The following is a 21,607-nucleotide window of genomic DNA, read 5'->3' as shown; positions in this document are numbered from 1 at the left end:
CGATCTTCTCGCGCCGATCGACCCTACATCTCCGCCAGCAACGCCTCGATGCGCTGGAAGACCGTCTGAATGGTCTCCTCGTCGGGCAGGATCGTAATGCGGAAGTGATCGCTGTAGTCGACGTTGAACGACGAGCCCGGTACGACCAGCACATGCTTCTCATCGAGCAACGCCATTGCGAAGGCATTGTCGTCGAAGTTCGGCAGGACATCCTTCTTGGCACGGATGAAAGCGTAGAGTGCACCGCTGGGCGCTGTCAGAGTGAGGTAGCGTGAACGCGCGACCCCGTCGATGACGGCTTGGCGCTGGCGACCCAATCGTCCCGTCGGAGCCGTCAGGTCGTAGATACTCTGCACGCCGCCGAGCGCGGTCTGCACCGCCCACTGCCCCGGTACGCTGGCGCACAGCCGCAGCGACGCCAGCATTTCGAGGCAGCTCAGATACTCCGCGGCGTGCTCGCGCCGGCCGCTGAAGAACACCCAGCCGGTGCGGAATCCGCACGCGCGGTACACCTTGGAGAGACCACCGAAGGTGGCACACAGCGTGTGCTCGCAGAGCGTCGCCACCGGAACGTGTTTGGCGTCGCCGTAGAGCACGCGGTCGTAAATCTCATCGGAGAAGATCGCAATCTTCCGCGCCTCGGCGACACGAACGAGCCCCGCGACGACATCGCGCGGATACACTGCGCCGGTGGGGTTATTCGGATTGACGATGACCAGCGCCTTGCAGCGCGGACCCACCAGCCGCGCGACCTCCTCCGGGTCGGGAATGAAGTTCGCCTCGGGACGGCACTGATAGTAGATCGGTGTCCCACCGGCGATCACCACGGCCGCGGTCCACAGCGGATAGTCCGGCGCCGGCAGCAACACCTCGTCGCCCGGTTCGAGCAGCGCCTCCATGGTCATGAGGATCAACTCCGAGACGCCGTTGCCCATGAACACGTCTTCGGCGCTGACGCCGGGAATGCCCCGCGTCTGCGTGTCCATCACCACCGCTTCGCGCGCCGGGAAGATGCCCTTCTGATGGCAGTACCCCTCGGCTTGCGCGAGGTTCTCGAGTAGTGCGAGGCGCAACGTCTCCGGTGGGCGGAAGCCGAACGCCGCCGGGTTGCCGATGTTCAGCTTGAGCACCTCGTAGCCCTTGCGCTCGAGCTCCTGCGCCCGCCGCGAGAGCGGGCCGCGGATCTCGTAGCGCACATGCGCGAGGTGCCGCGCCGGCAAAAGATGTGGCAGCGTTGAGTCTGGCGGCGTCATGGCGACCTCCGCCTTATGCTTCGCGCTGCACGATTGCGCAAGTGCCGGCTCTCCCAGCGCGATCCAGCGCTCACGCCGCTTGTGCCTTCTCGGCGCGTACCGATGCGCGAAAGTCGCCGGCGAGTTCTCGCACGCGCAGCGTCCACACAACGAGCAGCACTGTTGCCACCGCCACGAGTCCAACGCACAGTCCGATCCACAAACCGATCACGCCCCAGTCGAGTTTGAAGCACAGCAGGTACCCCAACGGCAGTCCCAGCAACCAGTGGCCAATCAGGTTGCTCAGCAACGCCGTGCGCGTGTCGCCGGTACCGCGCAGGGCGCCGGTGGCCACGACTTGTATGCCATCGAACAACTGAAACACCGCGGCAATGATGACCAGCGTGGCGCCGATCGCAATCACCGTTGGATCGGCGGTGAACACACGGACGATCGCCGCGGGAATCGCGAGAAACACGACCCCAGCACTAATCATGAACAACCCGCCGACTAGCAGTGCCGTCGAACCAGCGTGCGCCGCCGCGTCCGCTTGGCGACGGCCAAGCGCTTGGCCAACCCGCACCGCAGCCGCCGCAGAGATCCCGAGCGGGACCATGAAAGTGAAGCTCGCTGCGTTGAGCGCGATCCGAGACCCCGCCAGCGCCGACGCATCGAGCCGCGCGGCCAGCGTCGTCACCGCCGCAAACACGCCGCACTCGAGCGCCATTTGCACCGCCGCCGGCAGGCCGAGCGTAAGCAGTCGCATGAAGCGCCGACGATCCAGTCCACGCGGGACGCTCAACAACCCGCCGTGCCTGCCACGCTCGCGCCACCACATGTAACCGATCAGACACGTCGCCATGTAGACCCGCGCCAAGCATGTTGCCCATCCCGACCCTTCAGCACCGAGCGCGGGAGACCCCAAGTGCCCGAACACCAACACCCAGTTCGCGCCAACGTTGATTAGGTTGGCACTCACCACCGTCACCATGATCGGCATGACCACGTTGGTCGCTTGCAGGTACCGCCGCGATGCCGTGAGCAACAGGAGCGGCAACAGACTCCAGCTCAGCGCCCGCGAGTACGGGACCGCATGTCGCAGCACCTCTGGGCGCACCCCAAGGGCTGCGAGGTACGGCATGCTCCACCACAAGAGCGCGATGCCGGGTATCGCCGTGAGCAGCGCCAGATACGCGCCTTGCACCAACCAACGATGCGCGTCGTCGTGCTCCCCAGCAGCGAACGCGTGCGCGACGGTGTAGTCCATCCCGAACAACAACCCCATGCCGAACAACGCCACGGTGAAGAAGATCGAGCCGCCCAGGCCGACCGCGCCGAGCGCTTCCGGGCTAACCCGTCCGACCATCATGCTGTCGACGAGGCCCATCGTCATCCAGCCGACTTCCGCGGCGACCACCGGACCCGCCAGTTGCAGCAACGGACGGAGTTCCGCGCGCAGCCCGGCGCGCGCGCGGCTAACGAGTGTTTGATGTGTCATGGCATCCAAGCGCCTACCATCCCACTCTTTGAATGACGCTTCGAGGCCTCCGTCTCTGCTGCTCTGCGTCAGCCTCTTCAGGTTTCGGAAGTGGTTGCGGGAGGCCGAGACTTCTTCCGACTCAACTCCGCAGGCGTTCCGCCACGCGCACGGCGTCACGGGTCGCCGCGACGTCGTGCGTCCGGATCAACGCCGCGCCGTTGTATACCGCGATCGCGGTCGCACTGAGCGAACCGAACAGCCGATCGGCAGCGACGGATTTGTCGGTCCACTTGCCGATAATCGACTTGCGCGAAATGCCGACCAACAGCGGCCGCCCGAACACCCGCAGTTGATTCAGCCCGTTGATGATCTCGCGGTCGATGTCGTCCCACGACAACGCACTGCCGCGGTGAAATCCGATTCCTGGATCGAGCACGATCTGCTCGATCGGAATCCCGGCGCGCTCGGCACGGGCGAGGATCTCACGAAACTGATGCTGGATCATTTGCAACGGAGGCTGTCGCGTGGCGCGATTGCCGGGCGCCATCAGAATCAGTCCCTGCGCGCGTCGTGCAACGCTGGTCATCTCGGCATCCGCGCTGAGTCCACTCACGTCGTTGAGAATCGTTGCCCCGGCATCGAACGCCGCCGCCGCAACTGTGGCGCGCTGCGTGTCGGCCGACAATGGAACATCAACGGCACTCGCCAGCGCGCGCATCGCAGCTGTCATGCGCGCGACTTCCTCGGCTTCGCTGATCTGCGTTCGCAGATATGGCGCCGTCGACATGGCGCCGACGTCAAGAATGTCCGCGCCTTCGCTCACCATCACGCGAGCCTTCTCGATGAGCGCTCTCGCATCGGTTACGACCGAACCACCGTAGAACGACTCTGGGCTGACGTTGATGACGCCGACCAGGCGTACAGGCTGCCCGTCACCGACCGGAACGCCAGCTAGGGTGGCGACGCCCATCACACCACCTGACGCGACCGAAGCTGCTGAACATCGCCCGCGGACATGCCGAGCAGGTCGTGCAGGACTTCTGCGGTCGCATCTCCCAACAGCGGTGCGGGACGAATCTCGCGCGGCGACTCGGACAGCTGCACCGGACAGCCCGGCATGCGCACCGTCCCATGCTGAGGATGGTCCACGTCGACGATCATGCCGCGCTCCTGCAAATGCGGATCATTCACTACGTCGTTGGTGTCGAAGACCGCGCTGCACGGCACGCCGCTGCCAGCCAGCGCGTGCATCGCATCCCACTTCGAGCGCGCGCGCGTCCACTCGGAGATCATCGCGAACACTTCATCACGGTGCTGATTGCGCGCCGCCAGCTCGGTGTAACGCGGGTCGCCGATGAGATCGCTACGGTCGATGGTGCGCAGCAGGGCATTCCACATCTCCAACGTGGTGAGGAAGATGTAGACAAAGTCGTTCGCGCCACCGGGATCGCATGGGTACAGATCGATCGGCACCATCTGCGCCACCGTGTTGCCCAAGCGCGGCACGGCCATGTTCGCAATGTACTGGCCGAGCATTCGCACGCGCATGAAATTCACTACCGCATCCTGCATCGCGACTTCGACCCGCTGGCCCCGGCCGGTCTGCTGCCGTTGAATGTAGGCGGCGAGAATCCCGACCGCGGCATGCACGCCGGTGCCGGTGTCACCGAGCGTGGGTCCGGGCGAGCACGGCGGCGAGTCGGGAAATCCCGTCACACTCAGCGCCCCGCCGGCGGCCTGCGCAATGGTGTCGAAGCACTTGTACTCGTGATACGGGCCGTAGGTTCCGAACCCTTTGATGGTCGCGTAGATCAGACCCGGGTGAAGTTGGCTCAGCGTTGCGTAGCCGAGTCCTAACCGCTCCATCACACCGTAGGCGAAGTTCTCGACGAGCACATCGAATTGCGGCACGAGGCGTAGAAACAACGCGCGGCCTTCTTCCGATTGCAGGTTGAGGGTAACACTGCGCTTGTTGGCATTGAGGACGACGAAATAGAGCGAGTCCTTGCCCGGCTTGACTCCAAACGCGTGGCGCCCCGGCTCGCCGCGCGGCGGCTCGATCTTCACTACCTGCGCGCCGAGAAATCCCAGCAACTCGGTGCAGGCCGTGCCGGCTTCGAACTGGGTCAGATCCAGAATTCGCAAACGGGTGAGTGCTGCCATGCCGACCTCCGCGCGCGCGGACGATACCGCAGCCGCGGCGTCGATGGCAACGTCGGTCAAAAGGACCAAGGGAGCGAGGAAAGCGAAGTGTAGCGCGGAGTAGAGTTGCCCAGGGGGCCACCAGTGCTATTGCGCCGCCGCCAGACGCCCGGCGGCGAGCGGCAAGCGCATGCACAACCGGCTGCCGCCGGTGTCGTCCACAACCAAGTCGCCGCCCTGAGCCTCGACGAGAGCGCGCGCGAGCGCGGTGCGTCCACGTCGAAACACCCCGCGTAGCTGCGGCGCCGTTTCGGATTTCTGGGCGCCCTGCCGCCGTGGCGCTTCGACCCGCACGCGCAGCGCAACGCGCAAGCCCTCCGCCTCGGTGGCGATGTCGATCAAGCCTCCTGTCGGTGTCCCATCGACCGCGGCGACGAGAAGATTGTCCAGCAACCGAGTCATCCGCGGTCGGTCCACCAGAACAGTCGGCAGCAACGCAGCGGGCCGGAATACCAGACGGCGATCGCTTTGCCGCGCGTGTGGCTCGACCGCACTCACCGCCGCACTCACCAGGAGATTGAAGTCCACTGGTGCGCGCATCAGTACAAGGCTTCCAGATTGCGCGCGCAGAGCGTCGAGTAGGCCGGCCACGAGATCCAGCGTGGTCTGCGCCAACGACCCGACGCGCCGGGCGATCTCGTCGCCGTCGCCCTTGCGAAGCTCCGGCTCGTTGAGAATCTCGGCGTACCCTAACAGAGCCGACAAGGGATTGGTGATGTCATGCCCGATGGCCGCCACGAGGTCATCCGACAGCAGTGCCGCCGGCAATTCGCAGCGCTGCGTCAGGTTGGCGAGCGTTCGGCGAGCGCTGGCGTGCTCACGCTGCAGCCGGTGGTACTCCACTGCTCGTCGCAGCACTAACGCGATCTCGTCTGCCGCATCCGCTCCCTGCCGGCGGACGACCCCCCAGGCTCCCCCTCGTTGTGCAGCTTTGGCCATCCGCGCATCGGCGGTGTAGGCGACGACACTGACGCCAGCGTCAGTCAGTTGCTGCACGACGTCGAGCGCGGTCTTATCGCCAACCTCGATATCACAGACCGCCACCGACACTTGGCTCAAACGACAGATTGCCAGCGCTTCGGATGCCCGGCGCGCGCGCAGCACCGCGGTGTTGGCTTCCGGCAGCGCCTGCGCACACGCGGCCGCAGCGATGTCGTCAGCACCGAGATACAGGATGGTTTCGGCCATTGCGTCGCCTGGCCTTGTCTAGTGCGTGGCGCGGGGCTTGTCGGGCAGCTCGACTACCTCGAGAAACAGCCCCAGTTGGCGCACGCGGTCGATGAACGCCTCAACCCCAACCGGTTTGACCACGTAGCTGCTTGCACCGAGCTCGTAGGCGCGGTTGATTTCGCGCTGGCTGTCTGTCGAGGTCACCATGACCACCGGAATATTCCGCCACCGAGGATCGGCTTTGAGCTGCGCCAGCACTTCGAAGCCGTCGAGCCGCGGCATGTTGACGTCGAGGAAGATCATGTCCGGCGCGTCGCCGCTTGCCACGCGCAAGAGTTCCAGCAGCTCGGCACCGTCGTGAGCGCGCTGGATGGCGTTGGCGATGCCGCCGCGGCGCAGGTTGCGCTCCATCAGTCGCGCATGGCCATCGTCATCTTCGGCGAGAATTATCTTGACCGACCGCTTCTCTACCACCGTCACGCTCCACTTCCTGTGCGCAACGAAAGAGCAAGCGACATGCCGCAAGCTCCACCAAGTGGTTCGGCGCAGGCAGTGGAACGGCTGGGCGCAACACGGCAGTCGCGTGACGCGCAGTGCCGCGTTACGGCACTCGGAACGAGCGTGTCGGAGCTATCGAGCGGCGCGATCGCTCTTGTCTACGTCCAAATGCACAAGAACATGACCGACCAGCCCGGACCCAGTGGTTGCCGGTTTGATCACCGGCTAATGGTTGCCCCTAGCCCTCGCAACCCTCACGACGCCCATTTGCGCAACTCGCGGCGGGCGATCGTCATCTTGTGCACTTCATCCGGTCCGTCAGCGATGCGCATCGAGCGGCCGTCGCGCCACATGCGGGCGATCGGCGTGTCGTCGGAGACGCCCATCGCACCGTGGACTTGAATGGCGCGGTCGAGCACGGTCAGCATCATGTTCGGCACCACGACTTTGATCATGGCGATCTCTTGCCGAGCCTCCTTCTTGCCAATGGTGTCCATCTTCCACGCGGCATTGAGCACCATCAGGCGCGCCGAGTCGATCTCGATACGCGAGTCGGCGATCCAGGTCTGAATGATTCCCTTCTCCGCCAGCAAGCTGCCGTGGGTGTAACGCGTGTTGGCGCGCTTGCACATCAGCTCGAAGGCGCGCTCGGCGGCGCCGATGCAACGCATGCAGTGATGGATGCGGCCGGGACCGAGCCGCGCCTGGGCGATGGCGAAGCCCATGCCCTCTCCGCCCAACACATTGGTCAGCGGAACGCGGCAGTTCTCGTACAACACCTCCGCGTGACCGCCGCCACCGGTGTGACCCATCACCGGAACCGGCCGCACCAAGTTGAACCCCGGCGTATCGGTCGGGACGATGATCTGCGAAGCCCGCCGATGTGGCGGCGCATCGGGATCGGTCACTACCATGGCTATGGCAAATGCCGCGCCGTAGGCGCCCGAGGTAAACCACTTGTGCCCGTTGATGACGTACTGATCGCCGTCGCGCACCGCGCGCGTACGCAGCAACGTCGGATCGGAACCGGCGGTCTCCGGCTCGGTCATCGAGAAGCAACTGCGGATCTCGCCATCGAGCAACGGCTGCAGCCAGCGTTTCTTCTGCTCCGACGAACCAAACTCGGCGAGGATCTCCATGTTGCCAGTGTCGGGCGCGTTGCAGTTGAAGATACGCGACGCGATTTGGCTGCGCCCCATGACCTCGCAGAGCACGCCGTACTCCTGGTTGTTCAGCCCGGCGCCGTACTCTTTGTCGGGCAGAAACAAGTTCCACAGTCCTTGCGCGCGCGCCTTCTTCTTCAACTCCTTCATGATCGGTGGTTCGAGGTGTTGGTCGCCGGAGGCATGCACTTGCTCGGACGCAACCTTCTCGGCCGCGTACACATGCTCGTCCATGAAGGCGATGAGCCGATGGCGCAGATCTTCGACTTTGGGGCTCAGTGAGAAATCCATGTGTTCCTCCGTTCCTTTCGAGAGTGGCGCGATGCGGCCACCGATGTAACCCGATCGCACGCAGAAAGGAAGTCGCTCCTCGACTGGCGTTTCGGCTGCGGAAGGGATGAGGAGGTTTACAACGGATTGAACGGATTAAACGGATTCGGCAAACAAACACTCGATCTCGTCTTCCGCAAATCTGTTCAATCTGTTTAATCCGTTGTAGAGACTCCGCTCATGGCCCGCACTGAAACCGTCACCGTCGTCTTCACCGACCTCGTCGGCTCCACCGAGCTGGCGAGCCGGCTCGGGCACGACGCCTACGAGGCGCTGCGCCACGAGCACTTCACCGCCTTGCGCGCGGCGGTGGCGAAGCACGGCGGCACGGAGGTGAAGACCACCGGCGATGGCTTGATGCTGGCGTTCGCCAGCGCCGCCGACGCGGTCGCCGGCGCCGTCGGCATGCAGCAGGCCACCAACGGCGCGGTGCAGATCCGCATCGGCCTGTCCTCCGGTGAAGCGACGCGGGACAATAACGATCTGTTCGGCGCACCGGTGGTAGAGGCGTCACGCTTGTGCGCCGCGGCAAGTGCGGGCCAGATCCTCGTCTCCGAAGTTGTGCGCTTGATGGCGCGCGGACACGGTCACTCGTTCACCTCGATCGGCGAGCTGACGCTCAAGGGACTGCCCGAGCCGGTCGCTGCATATGAGGTGAAGTGGGAACCGCTGGAAGCGGTGGGGCTGCCGCTGCCGCCGCGTCTGGCGATGGCGCAGACAGTCGCCATGGTCGGTCGCGAGGCAGAGCTCGCCGTGATTGCAGGTGCCTACCAGGTCGCGAAGAGCGGCCAGCGTCAGATCGTCCTTCTCGCCGGCGAGCCTGGCATCGGCAAGACGCGTCTCGCCAGCGAAGCCGCGCTCGCCGCGCACGCCGACGGCGCCACGGTGCTGCTCGGCACCTGCGACGAGGACACCAACCCGCCGTATCAACCTTTCGTCGAGGCGTTGCGGCACTACGTCGCACATGCACCGGAAGCGGTGCTGTCCGCCTACGTGCGCGAGCACAAGGGCGAGCTGACGCGACTCATCCCAGAGCTCGGCAAACGCGTCGCCGATCTACCGCCGCCGCAGGTCGCTGAGGCGGAGACTGAACGCTACCTGCTCTTCGAAGCGGTGACCGGATTGCTCTCTGCCGCCTCGCAAGACGCGCCGATCGTGCTCATCCTCGACGATCTGCAATGGTCGAGGACACCCGAGCTGGTACTGCTCAAGCACGTGCTGCGCTCGGCCATGCCGCTGCGCCTGCTGATCGTCGTCACCTACCGCGACAGCGATCTGACGCGGGCGCATCCGCTGACCGCCGTGCTCGCCGATCTGCGGCGCGAGGCCGGTGTGGAGCGTATCGCCCTGCACGGTCTCGACGAGCGGGCGGTAGTGGCGCTGATGACCGCCGCGGCCGGACACGGGCTGACGCAAGCGGGGCTGCTGCTGGCGCACGCCATTCATGAGGAGGCCGAGGGCAGCCCGTTCTTCATCGGCGAGATCCTGCGCAACATGAGCGAGTCCGGCGCGATCTTCCAGGAGGGCGAGCGCTGGACGTACAAAGGAAGCGTCGCCGGGCTCGGCATTCCCGAGGGCGTGAAGGAAGTGATCGGCCGGCGCCTCAGTCGACTGTCGGAAGCGACGAACAAGGTGCTGAGCCTGGCGGCGGTGATCGGCCGCCACTTCGATCTCGCCTTGCTGACGCGCATCGCCGAGCAACCCGAAGATGCCGTTCTCGACGCACTCGACGAGGCGACGCGTGCGGCGCTGGTGGCCGAGGTGCCGGGGAGCGCCGATCAATTCAGCTTCAGCCACGCGCTGATTCGCACCACGCTCTACGAAGAGTTGAGCGCGGCTCGGCGCGCGCGCTTGCACCGCAAGGTGGGCGAGGGACTCGAAGAGCTGACGGGATCGACGCCGGAAACGCGCATCGACGAACTAGCGCACCACTGGTTGGCGGCGACGCAGGTCGCGGACATGGCCAAGGCGATCGGCTATGCGCGGCAAGCGGGCGATCGGGCGCTAGCGAACCTCGCCTTCGAAGAGGCCGCGGCGCACTACGAGCGCGCGCTGTCGGTGCTCGTGCCGCACGACCGAGCCGGTGAAGAGCTGCGCTGCGACCTCCTGCTCGCCCTCGGCGACGTGCAGCGGCGGGCCGGGAACCCGAGCTATCGCGAGACGGTCGCCAAGGCCGTCGACGTGGCGCGCGCGCTCGGCGACGGCGAGCGCCTCGCGCTCGCGGTCCTCGGGCACGCGCGCCTGGGCGGGACGGTGGCCAACACCGCTGTCTTCGACGAAGGCTTGCAGACCCTCTACGAGGAGGCGAGTGCCGCGCTCGGCGAAGCGGACAGCCCCCTGCGCGCGCGGGTGTTGGGCCAGCTGGCGGCGGAGCTCTCCTACACCGGCCAACGCGAGCGGCGCCACGCGCTCTCGCGCGAGGCGGTCGCAATCGCGCGGCGGCTCGGCGACTTGCCCGGCCTCGGGCAGGTGCTCAGTCTCCGGCTCCATGCCATCTACGACCCGTTCACGCTTGCCGAGCGACTGGACCTCACGGCCGAGCTGGCGGCGCTCGCCGCGCGGGTCGGGAGCAGCGAGCTCGCCTGGCAGGCCGCGTACCATCGCGGTGGCGCCCTGCTCGAGTCGGGAGACATCGTCGGCGCCGAGCAGTCCTTCGTCGAGTCGGAGCGGCTTGCTGGCGAGCTGCGGCAACCTTTCTATATGCAGCAGGCCAGGCAGGGACGGGCGATGCTCGCCGTGATGCGCGGCGCGCCCGACGCCGAGGCAGAAGTATTCGCGGCCTTCGAGCTGGGCATGGCCGCCGGCGTGGCCGATGCGGCGAACGCGTTCGGCGCTCAGGTCTACCTCCTGCGTAGTAACCAGGGCCGCCTCGCCGAGCTCGTCGACATCCTGCGCGGAAATTCCGACGCCCAGCCGCACATGCCGGCGTGGCGAGCGGTTTTGGCGCGGGCCTACTGCGAGACCGATCAGATGGAAGAGGCGCGTGCCCAGGTGGACGCTCTCCGTGCCGGCGGATTCGACTATCCGCCCGACCAGCAATGGTCGGCTATCGCGGTGGCTCTAAGCCAGGTAGTCAGCGATCTCCAGGACTCGTCCGCCGCGGCGGTGGTCTACGAGCGGATGCGTCCCATCGCCAAACAGGCGGAGGCGTTCGCCGTCAACCTGAACAGCCAAGGATCCTACGGACAGTTCTGCGGCATGCTCGCCGCCTGCCTCGGCCGCTGGGACGATGCCGAGCGCCACTTCACAGACGCGCTCGAGATGAACGAGCGTTTCGGCGCGCGCCCCTACGTCGTCCGCACGCGCCGCGCCTGGGCCGCGATGCTCCTCGACCGCAACGATCCATCTCGTCCTGGCGACGCCGCCCGCGCCCGCGAGCTCATCGCCGCCGGCCGCGCCGAGGCCGAGCAGCTCGGCATGGCGCGCGAGCTCGTGCGCTTCGATCGGCTCAATGAAAGACTATGAAGCTCTACCGCTGACTACGCGGATTACACGGATTCGGATGCCAAGAGCTCAACCCAGTTACTCTCTTCTCCTCCGAGAATCCGTGCAATCCGCGTAATCCGCGGTAAAGCATCTCCAAACATGACCGGTACCGGCGGCTACTGGCCCAAGCGGATTCGCAGCAAAGCTTTCAAGCGAACGCTGACGACTGCCGTTGCGGACGAACTGCGATCGCTGGCCGGCGAACGTATCGAAGACGTACTCGACGGCAAATTAGTGCGCGCGATCATCGCGGACTGGGACACCCGGATGGTCAATCGTGAGTTCGTTGCGGATCTGCTGATCGAGAACACGCGCCGCGCCGGTCGGCGCCTCGCACGACAGAATGAGTCACTGCTCGACTTGCTCGATGCCGAAATGGTCGCCGACATCGACCAACTGCTTAGTGAGCTTGCCGAGTTGCCGCCGAGCGCGGAGGACCTGATCGCCAAGATGATGCAGCAGGAGTTCGTCCGCCGCCTGCTTACCGACGTCATCTACAGCGCGATTGTCAACTTCTACGAAAAGGCGAATCCGCTGTTCGGTGCCCTCACCGCTCGCGTACTCGAAGAACAGATCAAGGGCTTCATCCGGCTCTTCATGCCGATGCTGCAGAAGCAAGCGACGGCCTTTGCCGTCAACAAACAGAATCAACGCCTCGTGCTCGACTTCGCCCGCACGATCATCCGACAACTGCTCAACGAACCGTTGCGCCACTTCGCGGCGACCGCTATGCCCACCCAGCGGCGCAAGACCGAGGCGTTCGTCCACAAGGCTCTCGGCAATCCAAACGTCGGCGCGTTGCTGCGAGAAGTCGCACTCGCCACGTGGGACGATCTCTACGAATCCATCAGGCACAAACGAGTCGGAGAACTCCTGCAGATCGAAGCGCACAGCGCGTGGCTCGCCGACCGTTGCGTCGAAGTGATTCTCCCGGCGCTGGCGCGTCCGGGCATCCTTCAATTGCTTGGCGCCGAGATCGGGCTGGCCGCCGGCGGCAAGCCATAGCCAAACAGGCGATGCCACGCTCCCAACTGCGCCGGCTGCGGACACACCTTGCCATCGTCGCACGCCGTCGTGCCGACGAACTCGACCTCAAGTCGCTGTCGCGTCGCGGTCAACAGCGCAAAGCCATTCTGTGATGCCGAGAAGATCGTATTCGATCGCCGCATGAGCGGTGAACACTTCGCGGCGGACCCGGATACCACCGTCAGCGGCTGCCCTGCCCCATTGGCTGCGAGTAGTTCCAGCGCGTGTTCGTGCCCGGCGAGGAATACGTCGATGCGACGCTCGGCGAAGAGCTGCTCCAGGCGATCACGATAGCGACGATACCTCCACTCGTACGCGCCTTCGTTGCCGTACACGAACGGCGGGAAGACGAGCAGGTGGAGGGGATAGTACAGCGCCTTCAACATGGCGCCGGTCCACCCCGCGCCATCGTGCGGGCCGTTGGTGTAGAGCGGATGGTGCCCCGCAACGAGCCGCCAACGATACGACCCGTGCGCTAGCAACTCGCGCAGGCGATCGAGCGACGCGTTCAGAACATCGCCATCCTCGATCATCTGTTCACTATCGATGAAGACGATCTGCACCAGGTCACCGACGATTGCCTCCGTTGGCAATCCGGAACGGAACTGCCAGCGGTCGCCCCACGCGCGCGCGGGCGGCAACCATTGGTCGATGTCCGCCTCGTTCTCCAGCGACTTGAGTCGCGGACATCCGTGATCGTGATTGCCCGGCACGACATACGTGGTGGTCTGCTGCCGCAGGAACTCGAACGGCGCGATGACGGCATCGAGCTGCTGCGTGATGGCCGCCGGATCGCCCGCGCTTCCCCACCATGGGCAACGCGTTCCGCCAATCAGCCCGGCATTGTAGAAATTATCGCCGAGCAACACCGCGGCAGCCGGAGTGAGCGATTGCGCGCCGAGGAACGCCTTCAGCGCGGCGCCGACCGCAGCGCCTCGTCCTTCGTCCGCACTGCCGAAGTCACCGAGCGCGACAATCGATACGGCCTCGGGTTCTGCGACGAATTGACGATCACCGCCATCGCGGGCGCAGCCGCGAATGGTGGAACCGGGGTAGGCGATGAACGTGCAGCCGGATGCGCTGACGAACGCGGCGATCAGCAGCGCAACGAGAGAGCCCCTCGATACGCCCGCTTCGCGGGCTACTCGGGGAAACGGATGATGTCTGTGGGCGAATGGTGCATTCATTATGAACGTTGCGCCTCGTCCGCCGCTCGCGCGGCGCCGTTGCGGAAGATGTTGCGCGCGATGAAGCTCGGTTCGACGTCAGCGCGGGCGTTGAGCAACTCGCTCTTGAGTTGCAGCGCGTCGCTCCGCCGAGCGTGATCGCCGCCGTCGATAACTAGATCGACGAGATGCAACGCGAGTTGTACATCGGTTGCACGCAAAGCGCGGGCACGTTCGAGCAGACGGCCGCCGTCGGCGAGATTGAGCACCTCGCGCGCAATCGCTGCGGTGCGTGAGGGAAACAAGTTGGCGGCGTTGCCGTCGAACCAGCCGCCGTAGCGGCGCAGAATGCCGTGCACGATGAACGTCGGGCAGCCGTAGATCGGCCGGAGATACGCCTTCGATGCGAGATCCGGCGGCAGCGCGTTGACCTCGGCGACGATTTGCTCCGCCCACTGTCCTTCGTTCAGCCGGCGCACGACTTCGTCGTGCAGCCAACGCAGCGCCCGCGCCGTTTCGAGACAGGCTTCGCGCACGCGCGCCGCGCCAGTGATCGCGGGACCGTGGCCGGGCGCGAGGCCTTCTGGATTGACCGCCGCGATGGCTTCGAGCGCCGCGGCCCATTCGATCTCGTAGCGTTGCACCTTGAACGGATTGCCGATGTTCGGACACGACCAGATGAACAGATCGCCGGTGCACACTGCCCGGCGCTCGGGAATCCACACCCAGGTGGCGTCGTCGGTCTCGCCCATGCCGTGGCGCAGTTCGAGGGTCAGCTCGCCGACACGCAGCAACATGCGCTCCGCATAGGTCACGTCGGGATAGAAGAATGTTCCCTCCTCCGACACCTTCGTTTTCGATGGCAACGCAAACTGAATACGATTGATGTGGTCGTGTTGGCCGGCGAGCTCGCGATAGCGATCGAACCGCTGCGGCACCTTCTCGTGCGCGACAATGATCGGCCGCGGCCAGCCGCGTTGCTTCGCTTCGTCGAGCAGCGCCCACACGCCGAACGCGTGATCGAAATGGCCGTGAGTGTAGATCACGTAGCGGATCGGCTGGTCGCTGATGCTGCGAATCTCCGTCAGCAGTTTGCGCCCCATCGCCCGCACGCAGGCGTCGACGATCACCAGCCCATCGTCGGTCTCGATACAGGTCGAGTTTCCAAAGCCAGTGATCAAGTGCACACGATCAGCCACCGCTTCGGGGTTGTCGCTGCTGTAGTACAGCCCATCCATCGTCGGCCATTCATCCGCCATCGTGCGCTCCTTGTCCCGAGACACCTGTCACCGTGACAAGTCTTCGCATACCCTCATCGCCGTGCGCGACACAAGGCCGGGGCTGGCAGGCCTGCGCTATCCTCGCTACACGTATCCGCCATGACGCCGCACCTTACCTTCTTCACCGAGCTGACATCCGATCGCTTGGCCGAATTGTTTCGCGATGGCCGCGCGGCGAACTTTCTCGCCCAGGGTGGACACGCACTGTCGATGGGTCTGTTGGACCTTGCCAGCGAACGCGCCGCGATTGTGCGAGCGCTCGAAGCACGCCAGGTGCCGGTGACCGCGTGGCTGCTGCTTGATGTTGCCGACGGCTACTGGCTCAACGCCGACAATCCCGCAGTCGCGCGTCGCCGCTACGAAGACACGATCGCCTGGGCCGCGCGCGAAGGACTGCGTCTGCATCGCATCGGGCTCGACATCGAGTTTCCGCGCAGCGATGCCGAACTGATGATGCGGCGCGGTTTGCGTGGGGCGCTCACGCTGCTGAGACGGCGTCGCACTGCGAGTCAAGTCGCCGACGCCGAGCGCGCCTATGTGCAACTGGTCGAGCAGATCCGACGCGATGGGCGCTCGGTCGAGACCTACCACCTGCCCCACTTGCTCGATGAGCGGCGCGTCGGGTCGACGTTGCTGCGCCGTACCTTTGGACTCGTAGATATTCCCGCCGACATCGAAGTGCACATGCTGTACGCAAGTTATCTCGGGGCTGCGGGCGCACGCGCCTATTTCTCCGAAGCACCCGCGATCGCGCTCGGAGTCACCGGCGGCGGTGTCAACGCGCACGACGATTCGCAATCCGGTCGCCTGTTGAGTTGGGACCGCCTCGAAGCCGACTTGTTGGCCGCGGCCGGTGCTGGCGACGTCTACATCTTCTCGCTCGAAGGTTGTGTGTGGCACAACCTGCTCGATCCATTGCGGCGCATGGACTGGGACAGGGCGTCCTCCGCACTTCCCGACGGCGCCCTGCGACGAGCGCAGCGCAACCGCCGCCTCCTACGGCTGGCGCTGCGCGCCGAACCGCTGCTCGATCTATTCTATCCAGTGCGGCGCGCTGCCGTGCCGGTTGACAGGTCCAACCCCGCCGCGCAATGAGACGGCATGGCCGACCTCGCTCCGCTCACCGCGCTCAATCGCGCCATTCGCGACAACGACGTCGCTGAAGTCACGCGCCAGCTCAGCGGCGAACCCGCTCTGCGCGCTATCGAGTGTGCGCCCGGCGTGAGTCGATGGGAATGGGACGTGACGGAGTCGCGGCTGATCAATCCGTTCGGTTTGGTGCGCGGCGGCTGTCTGTCGATCGTCGCCGATGCAGCGATGTCGTCCGCCATCGGCTCGGTGCTCGATGACGGCGAACTGGCCACCACCGCCGAGTTGAAGATTTCCTTTTTGCGCGCCGCCAAGCCAGGGCTACTCCGCGCTGAAGGGCGCGTCGTGCAGAAGGGCCGGCGCCTCGCCTTTCTGGAAACACAGATCCGCGACGCGAGGGGCGAACTAGTCGCCACGGTGACGAGCACGTGGACGGTCATGCGCGCCGATTGAGCGCCCGTCGGTAGTGGTCAGTTTGATTTGTTCCCTGCAGTCGCACGGTGTCGTTCTGAGCCATCGCACTTTCGCGGCGAAGAATCTTCCGTCGCTACGAAGAAGATCCTTCGCGCCAGATGGCGATGCTCAGGATGACGGTCACGAAGCGTCGATGGAATTCTAAGTGACCCACTACCCGCCCGTCAGTTGACTCCGTTCGCCAAATAGTGCCACTTACTGCGCCGGGTTCCGCAAGGGGCACAAATCAGGAGAACGGCTCGCGCGCTGACGAGCATCGAGCTTTCAGCCGACACCCGTCCTCAGTTTAAGGACTGACACGCAGCAATGATTGACATCAAACGTGTGGTGATTCTCGGTGCCAACGGCACTATGGGCGCGGGCAGCGCCGAAACCTTTGCCGCTGGCGGGTGCGACGTCGTGTTGCTCGCGCGCGCCACCGAGCGCGCCCGCGAGGGGCTCATCGGTGCGCAGAACATGGCCAAGTCGGTCCGCATCGCCGATCGCATGTCGGTCGGCACTTACGATGGGGACTTCGACGAAGCGGTCAGCAAGGCCGACCTGATCTTCGAAGCCCTTGCTGAGGACATCGAATTGAAGAAGGGCTTCTTCGAGCGGGTCGACAAGCATCGCCGTCCGGACTCGATTGTCGCCACGGTTTCTTCCGGTCTCTCGATCGCCGCGATGGCAGCGCCGCGCAGCGATAGCTTCAAGCAGCATTTCCTCGGCATCCATCTATTCAATCCACCCAACGTGATCGTCGGCACCGAAGTCATTCCACACACCGGCACTGATCCCGCGCTCGTCCCTGCCGTCGTTGAGATGTTGGAGAGGCGCTTCGGACGCGTCGTCACGGTTTGCCGCGACATGCCGGCGTTTGCCGGCAATCGCGTTGGCTTCAAGGTGCTGAACGAAGTCGCGCAGCTCGCCGCCAAGCACGGCGTTGCTTTCGTGGATTACCTGATTGGTCCATACACCGGTCGAGCGATGCCACCGCTCGCGACTGTCGACTTGGTCGGTTGGGACGTCCACAAGGCGATCGTCGACAACGTCCATGCGCTGACCAACGACGAAGGGCACGACGCGTTCGCGCTGCCCACCTACATGGCCGAGTTGATCGACGAAGGACATCTCGGCAACAAGACGCCGGAGCGCGGCGGCTTCTACCGCCGCACCAAAGAGGGTGGCAAGACCATCAATCTGGTGCTCGACCCGAGCAGTGGCGGCTACAAGGATCCCACCGACGTCAAAGTGAAGCCGCTCGCGTTCGTCGAGAAGATGCGCGAGCTTCACCGCATCGGCTGTTACGTCGACGCGTTCAAGCATTTCCTCACAGCCGAGGGCGCTGAGGCCGACATCGCCCGCAAGGTCGTCTTTGGCTACGTGAGCTATGCGCTCAACCGCGTCGGGGCCACCGAGGTCGTCGACCAGCCGCGCGACGTCGACCGCATCATGGGATTCGGTTTCAACTGGGCGCCGCCCACCGTACTCGCCGATGTCATCGGCGTGAAGGAGACGATCAAAGCGATAGAGCGCTGTGGCCTCAGCGTCCCAACCGTCCTCACGCAAGCGAAGGCCGGCGCACGCTTGTTCCGCGAGCCGAACATCAACGTCGGTCGATTCTTCGCGGCGTAGACGCGGATTAGAGATCGCGCGGAAGCAGCTTTAATTTGCCGCGTAGCGACACTGCACTGAAGTGGCGCAGATCGAGCGTCGCGATTGCCTCTGCATGTCGTCGCTCTGCGATCGCCATCACGATCCCATCAACGAGTCCCAACTGGAGCGCGCGATATCGCTTATTCAGCTCGTAGGCGCGATCGATGTCGGCGTCGTTTCCCCACTCCATCACGAACGAACCACCCGCGACGTCTGCGAGAAACGCCTCCGCGACGCGTTGGCCCAAGTGCGTATGGGCGAGGTAGTCGACCTCGGGTAGGATCGCCCAAGGCAGCAGCCAACGAGCGGGTTGTTCCTCGAATAGCGCACGCATCACCTCATGGTGATGGTCATCGCCATCCAGCAACGCAATGATCGCACCCGTATCGGCCACGATCATCGGGCGCGGCCCATTCCCTTCAGCAGAACCTCGGCGCGCTCGCTGAGATTGCCTTTGCCGCTGCGGCCGGCACCGAGGCTGCGCGGCACGCGAGTGCCCCGCCGGGCATACGCGGCGACGGCTTCGCGCACGAGCTCGGCGGGCTTGCGCCCCTGCCGCCGCGCCATCGCCTTGAGTCGCTGATAGTCCGCGCTATCGAGATAGATCGTGGTCTTTTGCGTCTCATTCATATGGTTGCCATATATGGTATGATCCGGCGGATTGCAAGGGATCGCTGCGGGCACGGAGCCCGGCACTGCGAGGCGACCACGGCGTGCACCCGCCGTCGCGCACCCATCTTGCGCGAGGCGGAACCACGATGGTAGGTTGCCAATCGTCGGGCGGGTTGAATCGCCCACCAACGGAGGATGCGATGGCAACGCCCATCTATGTGCTCGGCGGATATCAGACCGACTTCGCCCGCAATTGGAACAAGGAGAGCAAGCACATCGTCGCCCTAATGCGCGAGGCGGTACTCGGTGGTCTGGAAGACACGGCCATCGAGGCGAATGAGGTCGAAGTCGGCCACGTTGGCAACTTCGCCGCCGAACTCTACGCGATGCAGGGGCACCTTGGCGCCTTCCTCGTCGACATCGATCCGGAGTTCTCCGGTCTGCCCACGGCGCGCCACGAAGCCGCATGCGCGTCGGGCAGTATCGCGATTCTCGCTGCCTCGGCGGAGATCGAAGCGGGGCGCTACGATCTCGCCATGGTTGTCGGCGTCGAGCAGATGAAGACCGTTGACCCCGCCAAGGGTGGCGACTTCCTCGGTACCGCTGCGTGGTACGAACGCGAAGCCAAGGGCATCGAGTTTCCGTTTCCGAAACTCTTCGGCAAGCTTGGCGACGAGTACGACAAGCGCTTCGGGTTGAAGGACGAGCACCTCGCCCACATCTCGGCGGTGAACTACTCCAACGCCAAGCGCAACCCGCTGGCGCAGACGCGCAACTGGTACATGACCGAAGACCACGCGCGCTCGCAGGACAAGTTCAACAGCATCATTGGCGGCCGCATCAAGGTGTCCGACTGCTCACAGGTCACCGACGGCGCGGTGAGTTTATTCCTCGCCTCCGAGCAGTACGCGACGGTGTACGCCAAGCGTCGAGGCATTGCGCTGGGCTCCATTCCGCGCCTGCTGGGGTGGGGTCATCACACCGCTCCGATCGAATTCACCGCGAAAGTCGCCGAGAGCAAGAACAATCCGTACGTCCTGCCGCATACTCGTCAGACGATTCTCGACGCCTTCAAGCGCGCGGGCGTCGCGCAGTGCTGGGACGTCGATGCGATCGAGACGCACGACTGCTTCACGACCTCGGAGTACATGGCCATCGATCATTTCGGTCTGACCAAGCCGGGCGAGTCGTGGAAGGCGATTGAAGACGGCACCATCGAGATGGGCGGCAAGTTGCCGATCAATCCGAGCGGTGGCCTGATCGGCTGTGGTCATCCGGTCGGCGCCACCGGCACGCGCCAGGTGCTCGACGCGTACCGGCAGATCACCGGTCAGTGCGGCGACTACCAGGTCGAAGGCGCCAAGAAGATCGCTACCTTGAACATCGGCGGGAGCGGTACCACCAGCGTCGCGTTCGTCGTCGGCTAACGCCTTGGCGATGACCCGGCGGCGCAGGACACTCCGCGGCGAGCAGCCCAGTTCAAGCCGGTCGGGTCCATCGCCGGGTTATGCGACGTGTTGCATCTTGTTCGCGAAGTCACGCCCGGCGGTCGGCGGAGGGAGCGGTTTGCCGTCCGTCTTGTAGAGGGTGATCGCGTCCTCCACGATCTTGCACAGCTCGTCGAACACGTCTCGTTCGTTGGCGCCGTGGCATCCTCCGTAGACCAAGCCCGGTGAACTACCCACGTAGCAGTGGTCCTCTTCCGACCACTCAACAATCTTGACGTAGCGAGCGCTCTCTTTCATTTGTTGGACTCCTCTATCGCGAGCTGCACCGCCCGAACTTGGTAGCGCTTGGCATCATCTCCCAGATTGCCGGACATGACCACAGGTTTGGCAACTCTTGGGTGGACAAAGTTCCGATGACTTCCCTTCCCTCCACGGTCGTCGTTCGACAGGGTAAGAGTCTGCTTGCTGCTCTTCTCGTCCACCGTCAGCTTGACGAGCCAAAAGTATTCTTCTGTTTTGTTGCGTCAGCAAAGACAGACTCACAGGGGCGATACTCGGTCTCGCTCTCAAGAGCTGGGACGTTTGCCGTACCCGAGAAGTAGTATTTCCTCTCTGCGGTGAGCTTGGAATAGTGATTGCCCGCAGCCGATGCCACCTTCCGGGCCTTGTCGTGGGCCGCCGAAGCCGCCTCGAAATTCCCCGATGCGATTGCCTTGAGCGACGCCTCGAAGGCTGCGCGTTCTGCGCTATCCTTTGCATCCCTGTCTGCTTTCGCACGTTGAAGGAACGGTTCAAGACGCGCGACCTCAGACGACGCCACAGCCCGCTTTGCCGTCAAGAGCTCATGGAGAGAATCCATTTCGAGTACGCCGATCTCTACCAACCCGAGCTTGTAGTTCTCTCGGCCTCTGGTGACGATGAACACTTCTCCTTCGAGCACTCGCTCAGGCGGCGACTTGAGGCGCAGTAGTTCGGCTTCAAGGGCCTGCTTTGCCGTCGACAGCTCCGCGTTGACCGATCGGAGTGAACTCACCGACGCATTTGCCGTTCGGATCTCGTTCATTGCCTCCTTCAGCTTCCAGGCCAGCAGGAAGATGACCAGCAAAAGAATGAGCGAGCACGCGGTAACCAGCCGATTCATGAGATTGATGATCTATGCCGAACATGAATTCGGCGTCCGAAAACCCTCGGCAACCCAAGCGAGCGTCACTTCGTATCGCCGAGCACGATCGGTGGATTCGTCGCTGCGAATGTTCCGGAACGTTGGCATGTTGGAACTCGCTTCCTCGCGCGGCCGGTGAAGCCTGCTATGCGAC

Annotated in this window: 19 protein-coding genes; 6 read left to right on the top strand and 13 right to left on the bottom strand. The window is 64.4% G+C overall.

Annotation, left to right across the window (positions count from 1 at the left end; translation table 11 throughout):
- Positions 1-23 precede the first annotated feature (23 nt).
- From HYR72_23880 to HYR72_23850, 7 genes are all read right to left on the bottom strand, one after another.
- On the bottom strand, positions 24-1,232 hold the full coding sequence (locus HYR72_23880) for an aminotransferase class I/II-fold pyridoxal phosphate-dependent enzyme (GenBank protein ID MBI1818031.1): 1,209 nt from the start codon (positions 1,230-1,232) through the stop codon (positions 24-26).
- Positions 1,233-1,323: 91 nt separating this feature from the next.
- Entirely contained in the window at positions 1,324-2,730 is a 1,407-nt protein-coding gene (locus HYR72_23875) for an MATE family efflux transporter (GenBank protein MBI1818030.1), read from the bottom strand.
- A 121-nt stretch (positions 2,731-2,851) separates the two neighbouring features.
- Positions 2,852-3,682 (bottom strand): dihydropteroate synthase, encoded by an 831-nt coding sequence (gene folP / locus HYR72_23870; protein MBI1818029.1) that lies wholly within the window; start codon positions 3,680-3,682, stop codon positions 2,852-2,854.
- On the bottom strand, positions 3,682-4,875 hold the full coding sequence (locus HYR72_23865) for a CoA transferase (GenBank protein ID MBI1818028.1): 1,194 nt from the start codon (positions 4,873-4,875) through the stop codon (positions 3,682-3,684). The genes folP and HYR72_23865 overlap by 1 nt, the downstream gene beginning before the upstream one ends.
- A gap of 126 nt (positions 4,876-5,001) precedes the next feature.
- On the bottom strand, positions 5,002-6,102 hold the full coding sequence (locus HYR72_23860) for a HAMP domain-containing histidine kinase (GenBank protein ID MBI1818027.1): 1,101 nt from the start codon (positions 6,100-6,102) through the stop codon (positions 5,002-5,004).
- Positions 6,103-6,120: 18 nt separating this feature from the next.
- On the bottom strand, positions 6,121-6,558 hold the full coding sequence (locus tag HYR72_23855) for a response regulator (GenBank protein ID MBI1818026.1): 438 nt from the start codon (positions 6,556-6,558) through the stop codon (positions 6,121-6,123).
- 278 nt (positions 6,559-6,836) lie between these two features.
- Positions 6,837-8,036: an acyl-CoA dehydrogenase family protein gene (locus HYR72_23850; protein MBI1818025.1), complete on the bottom strand. Its 1,200-nt coding sequence runs from the start codon at positions 8,034-8,036 to the stop codon at positions 6,837-6,839.
- A 219-nt stretch (positions 8,037-8,255) separates the two neighbouring features.
- Between HYR72_23850 and HYR72_23845 the strand changes: the two genes are divergently transcribed.
- Both HYR72_23845 and HYR72_23840 read left to right on the top strand, forming a co-directional pair.
- On the top strand, positions 8,256-11,540 hold the full coding sequence (locus tag HYR72_23845) for an AAA family ATPase (protein MBI1818024.1): 3,285 nt from the start codon (positions 8,256-8,258) through the stop codon (positions 11,538-11,540).
- 120 nt (positions 11,541-11,660) lie between these two features.
- Entirely contained in the window at positions 11,661-12,566 is a 906-nt protein-coding gene (locus HYR72_23840) for a hypothetical protein (GenBank protein MBI1818023.1), read from the top strand.
- On the opposite strand, the gene HYR72_23835 is transcribed toward HYR72_23840, so the two are convergent.
- Positions 12,518-13,774: a metallophosphoesterase gene (locus HYR72_23835; protein ID MBI1818022.1), complete on the bottom strand. Its 1,257-nt coding sequence runs from the start codon at positions 13,772-13,774 to the stop codon at positions 12,518-12,520. The two genes, HYR72_23840 and HYR72_23835, sit on opposite strands and share 49 nt — an antisense overlap.
- Positions 13,774-15,012 (bottom strand): MBL fold metallo-hydrolase, encoded by a 1,239-nt coding sequence (locus tag HYR72_23830; protein MBI1818021.1) that lies wholly within the window; start codon positions 15,010-15,012, stop codon positions 13,774-13,776. The genes HYR72_23835 and HYR72_23830 overlap by 1 nt, the downstream gene beginning before the upstream one ends.
- 120 nt (positions 15,013-15,132) lie before the next feature.
- Here HYR72_23830 and HYR72_23825 point away from each other — a divergent pair, with 120 nt between their 5' ends.
- The 3 genes from HYR72_23825 to HYR72_23815 all read left to right on the top strand — a co-directional run bounded on the left by HYR72_23825 (position 15,133) and on the right by HYR72_23815 (position 18,210).
- A complete protein-coding gene (locus HYR72_23825) occupies positions 15,133-16,128 on the top strand; it encodes a hypothetical protein (protein MBI1818020.1) in 996 nt (331 codons plus the stop codon).
- Between the two features lie 6 nt (positions 16,129-16,134).
- Positions 16,135-16,575, top strand: coding sequence for a PaaI family thioesterase (locus HYR72_23820; protein ID MBI1818019.1), 441 nt, complete (start codon positions 16,135-16,137; stop codon positions 16,573-16,575).
- Between the two features lie 327 nt (positions 16,576-16,902).
- Positions 16,903-18,210, top strand: a complete 1,308-nt coding sequence (locus tag HYR72_23815; GenBank protein MBI1818018.1) for a 3-hydroxyacyl-CoA dehydrogenase family protein — start codon at positions 16,903-16,905, stop codon at positions 18,208-18,210.
- A gap of 7 nt (positions 18,211-18,217) precedes the next feature.
- On the opposite strand, the gene HYR72_23810 is transcribed toward HYR72_23815, so the two are convergent.
- Positions 18,218-18,631, bottom strand: coding sequence for a PIN domain-containing protein (locus HYR72_23810; GenBank protein ID MBI1818017.1), 414 nt, complete (start codon positions 18,629-18,631; stop codon positions 18,218-18,220).
- Positions 18,628-18,861 (bottom strand): ribbon-helix-helix protein, CopG family, encoded by a 234-nt coding sequence (locus HYR72_23805; protein MBI1818016.1) that lies wholly within the window; start codon positions 18,859-18,861, stop codon positions 18,628-18,630. Before HYR72_23805 ends, HYR72_23810 begins: the two co-directional genes overlap by 4 nt.
- A gap of 182 nt (positions 18,862-19,043) precedes the next feature.
- On the opposite strand from HYR72_23805, the gene HYR72_23800 reads away from it, so the two are divergent.
- Positions 19,044-20,270: a thiolase domain-containing protein gene (locus HYR72_23800; protein MBI1818015.1), complete on the top strand. Its 1,227-nt coding sequence runs from the start codon at positions 19,044-19,046 to the stop codon at positions 20,268-20,270.
- Positions 20,271-20,348: 78 nt separating this feature from the next.
- Here HYR72_23800 and HYR72_23795 read toward each other — a convergent pair whose 3' ends face one another.
- Both HYR72_23795 and HYR72_23790 read right to left on the bottom strand, forming a co-directional pair.
- Positions 20,349-20,588 carry a hypothetical protein gene (locus tag HYR72_23795; protein ID MBI1818014.1) on the bottom strand — a complete coding sequence of 80 codons (240 nt, stop codon included), beginning with the start codon at positions 20,586-20,588 and terminating at the stop codon, positions 20,349-20,351.
- A gap of 187 nt (positions 20,589-20,775) precedes the next feature.
- Positions 20,776-21,432: a hypothetical protein gene (locus HYR72_23790; protein ID MBI1818013.1), complete on the bottom strand. Its 657-nt coding sequence runs from the start codon at positions 21,430-21,432 to the stop codon at positions 20,776-20,778.
- Positions 21,433-21,607: the final 175 nt, after the last annotated feature.

The organism is Deltaproteobacteria bacterium, from assembly GCA_016178705.1.
Lineage (GTDB): Bacteria > Desulfobacterota > Binatia > HRBIN30 > JACQVA1 > JACOST01.
The sequence above is the reverse complement of the archived record's forward strand: the minus strand, read 5'-3'. Positions and strand labels throughout refer to the sequence as shown.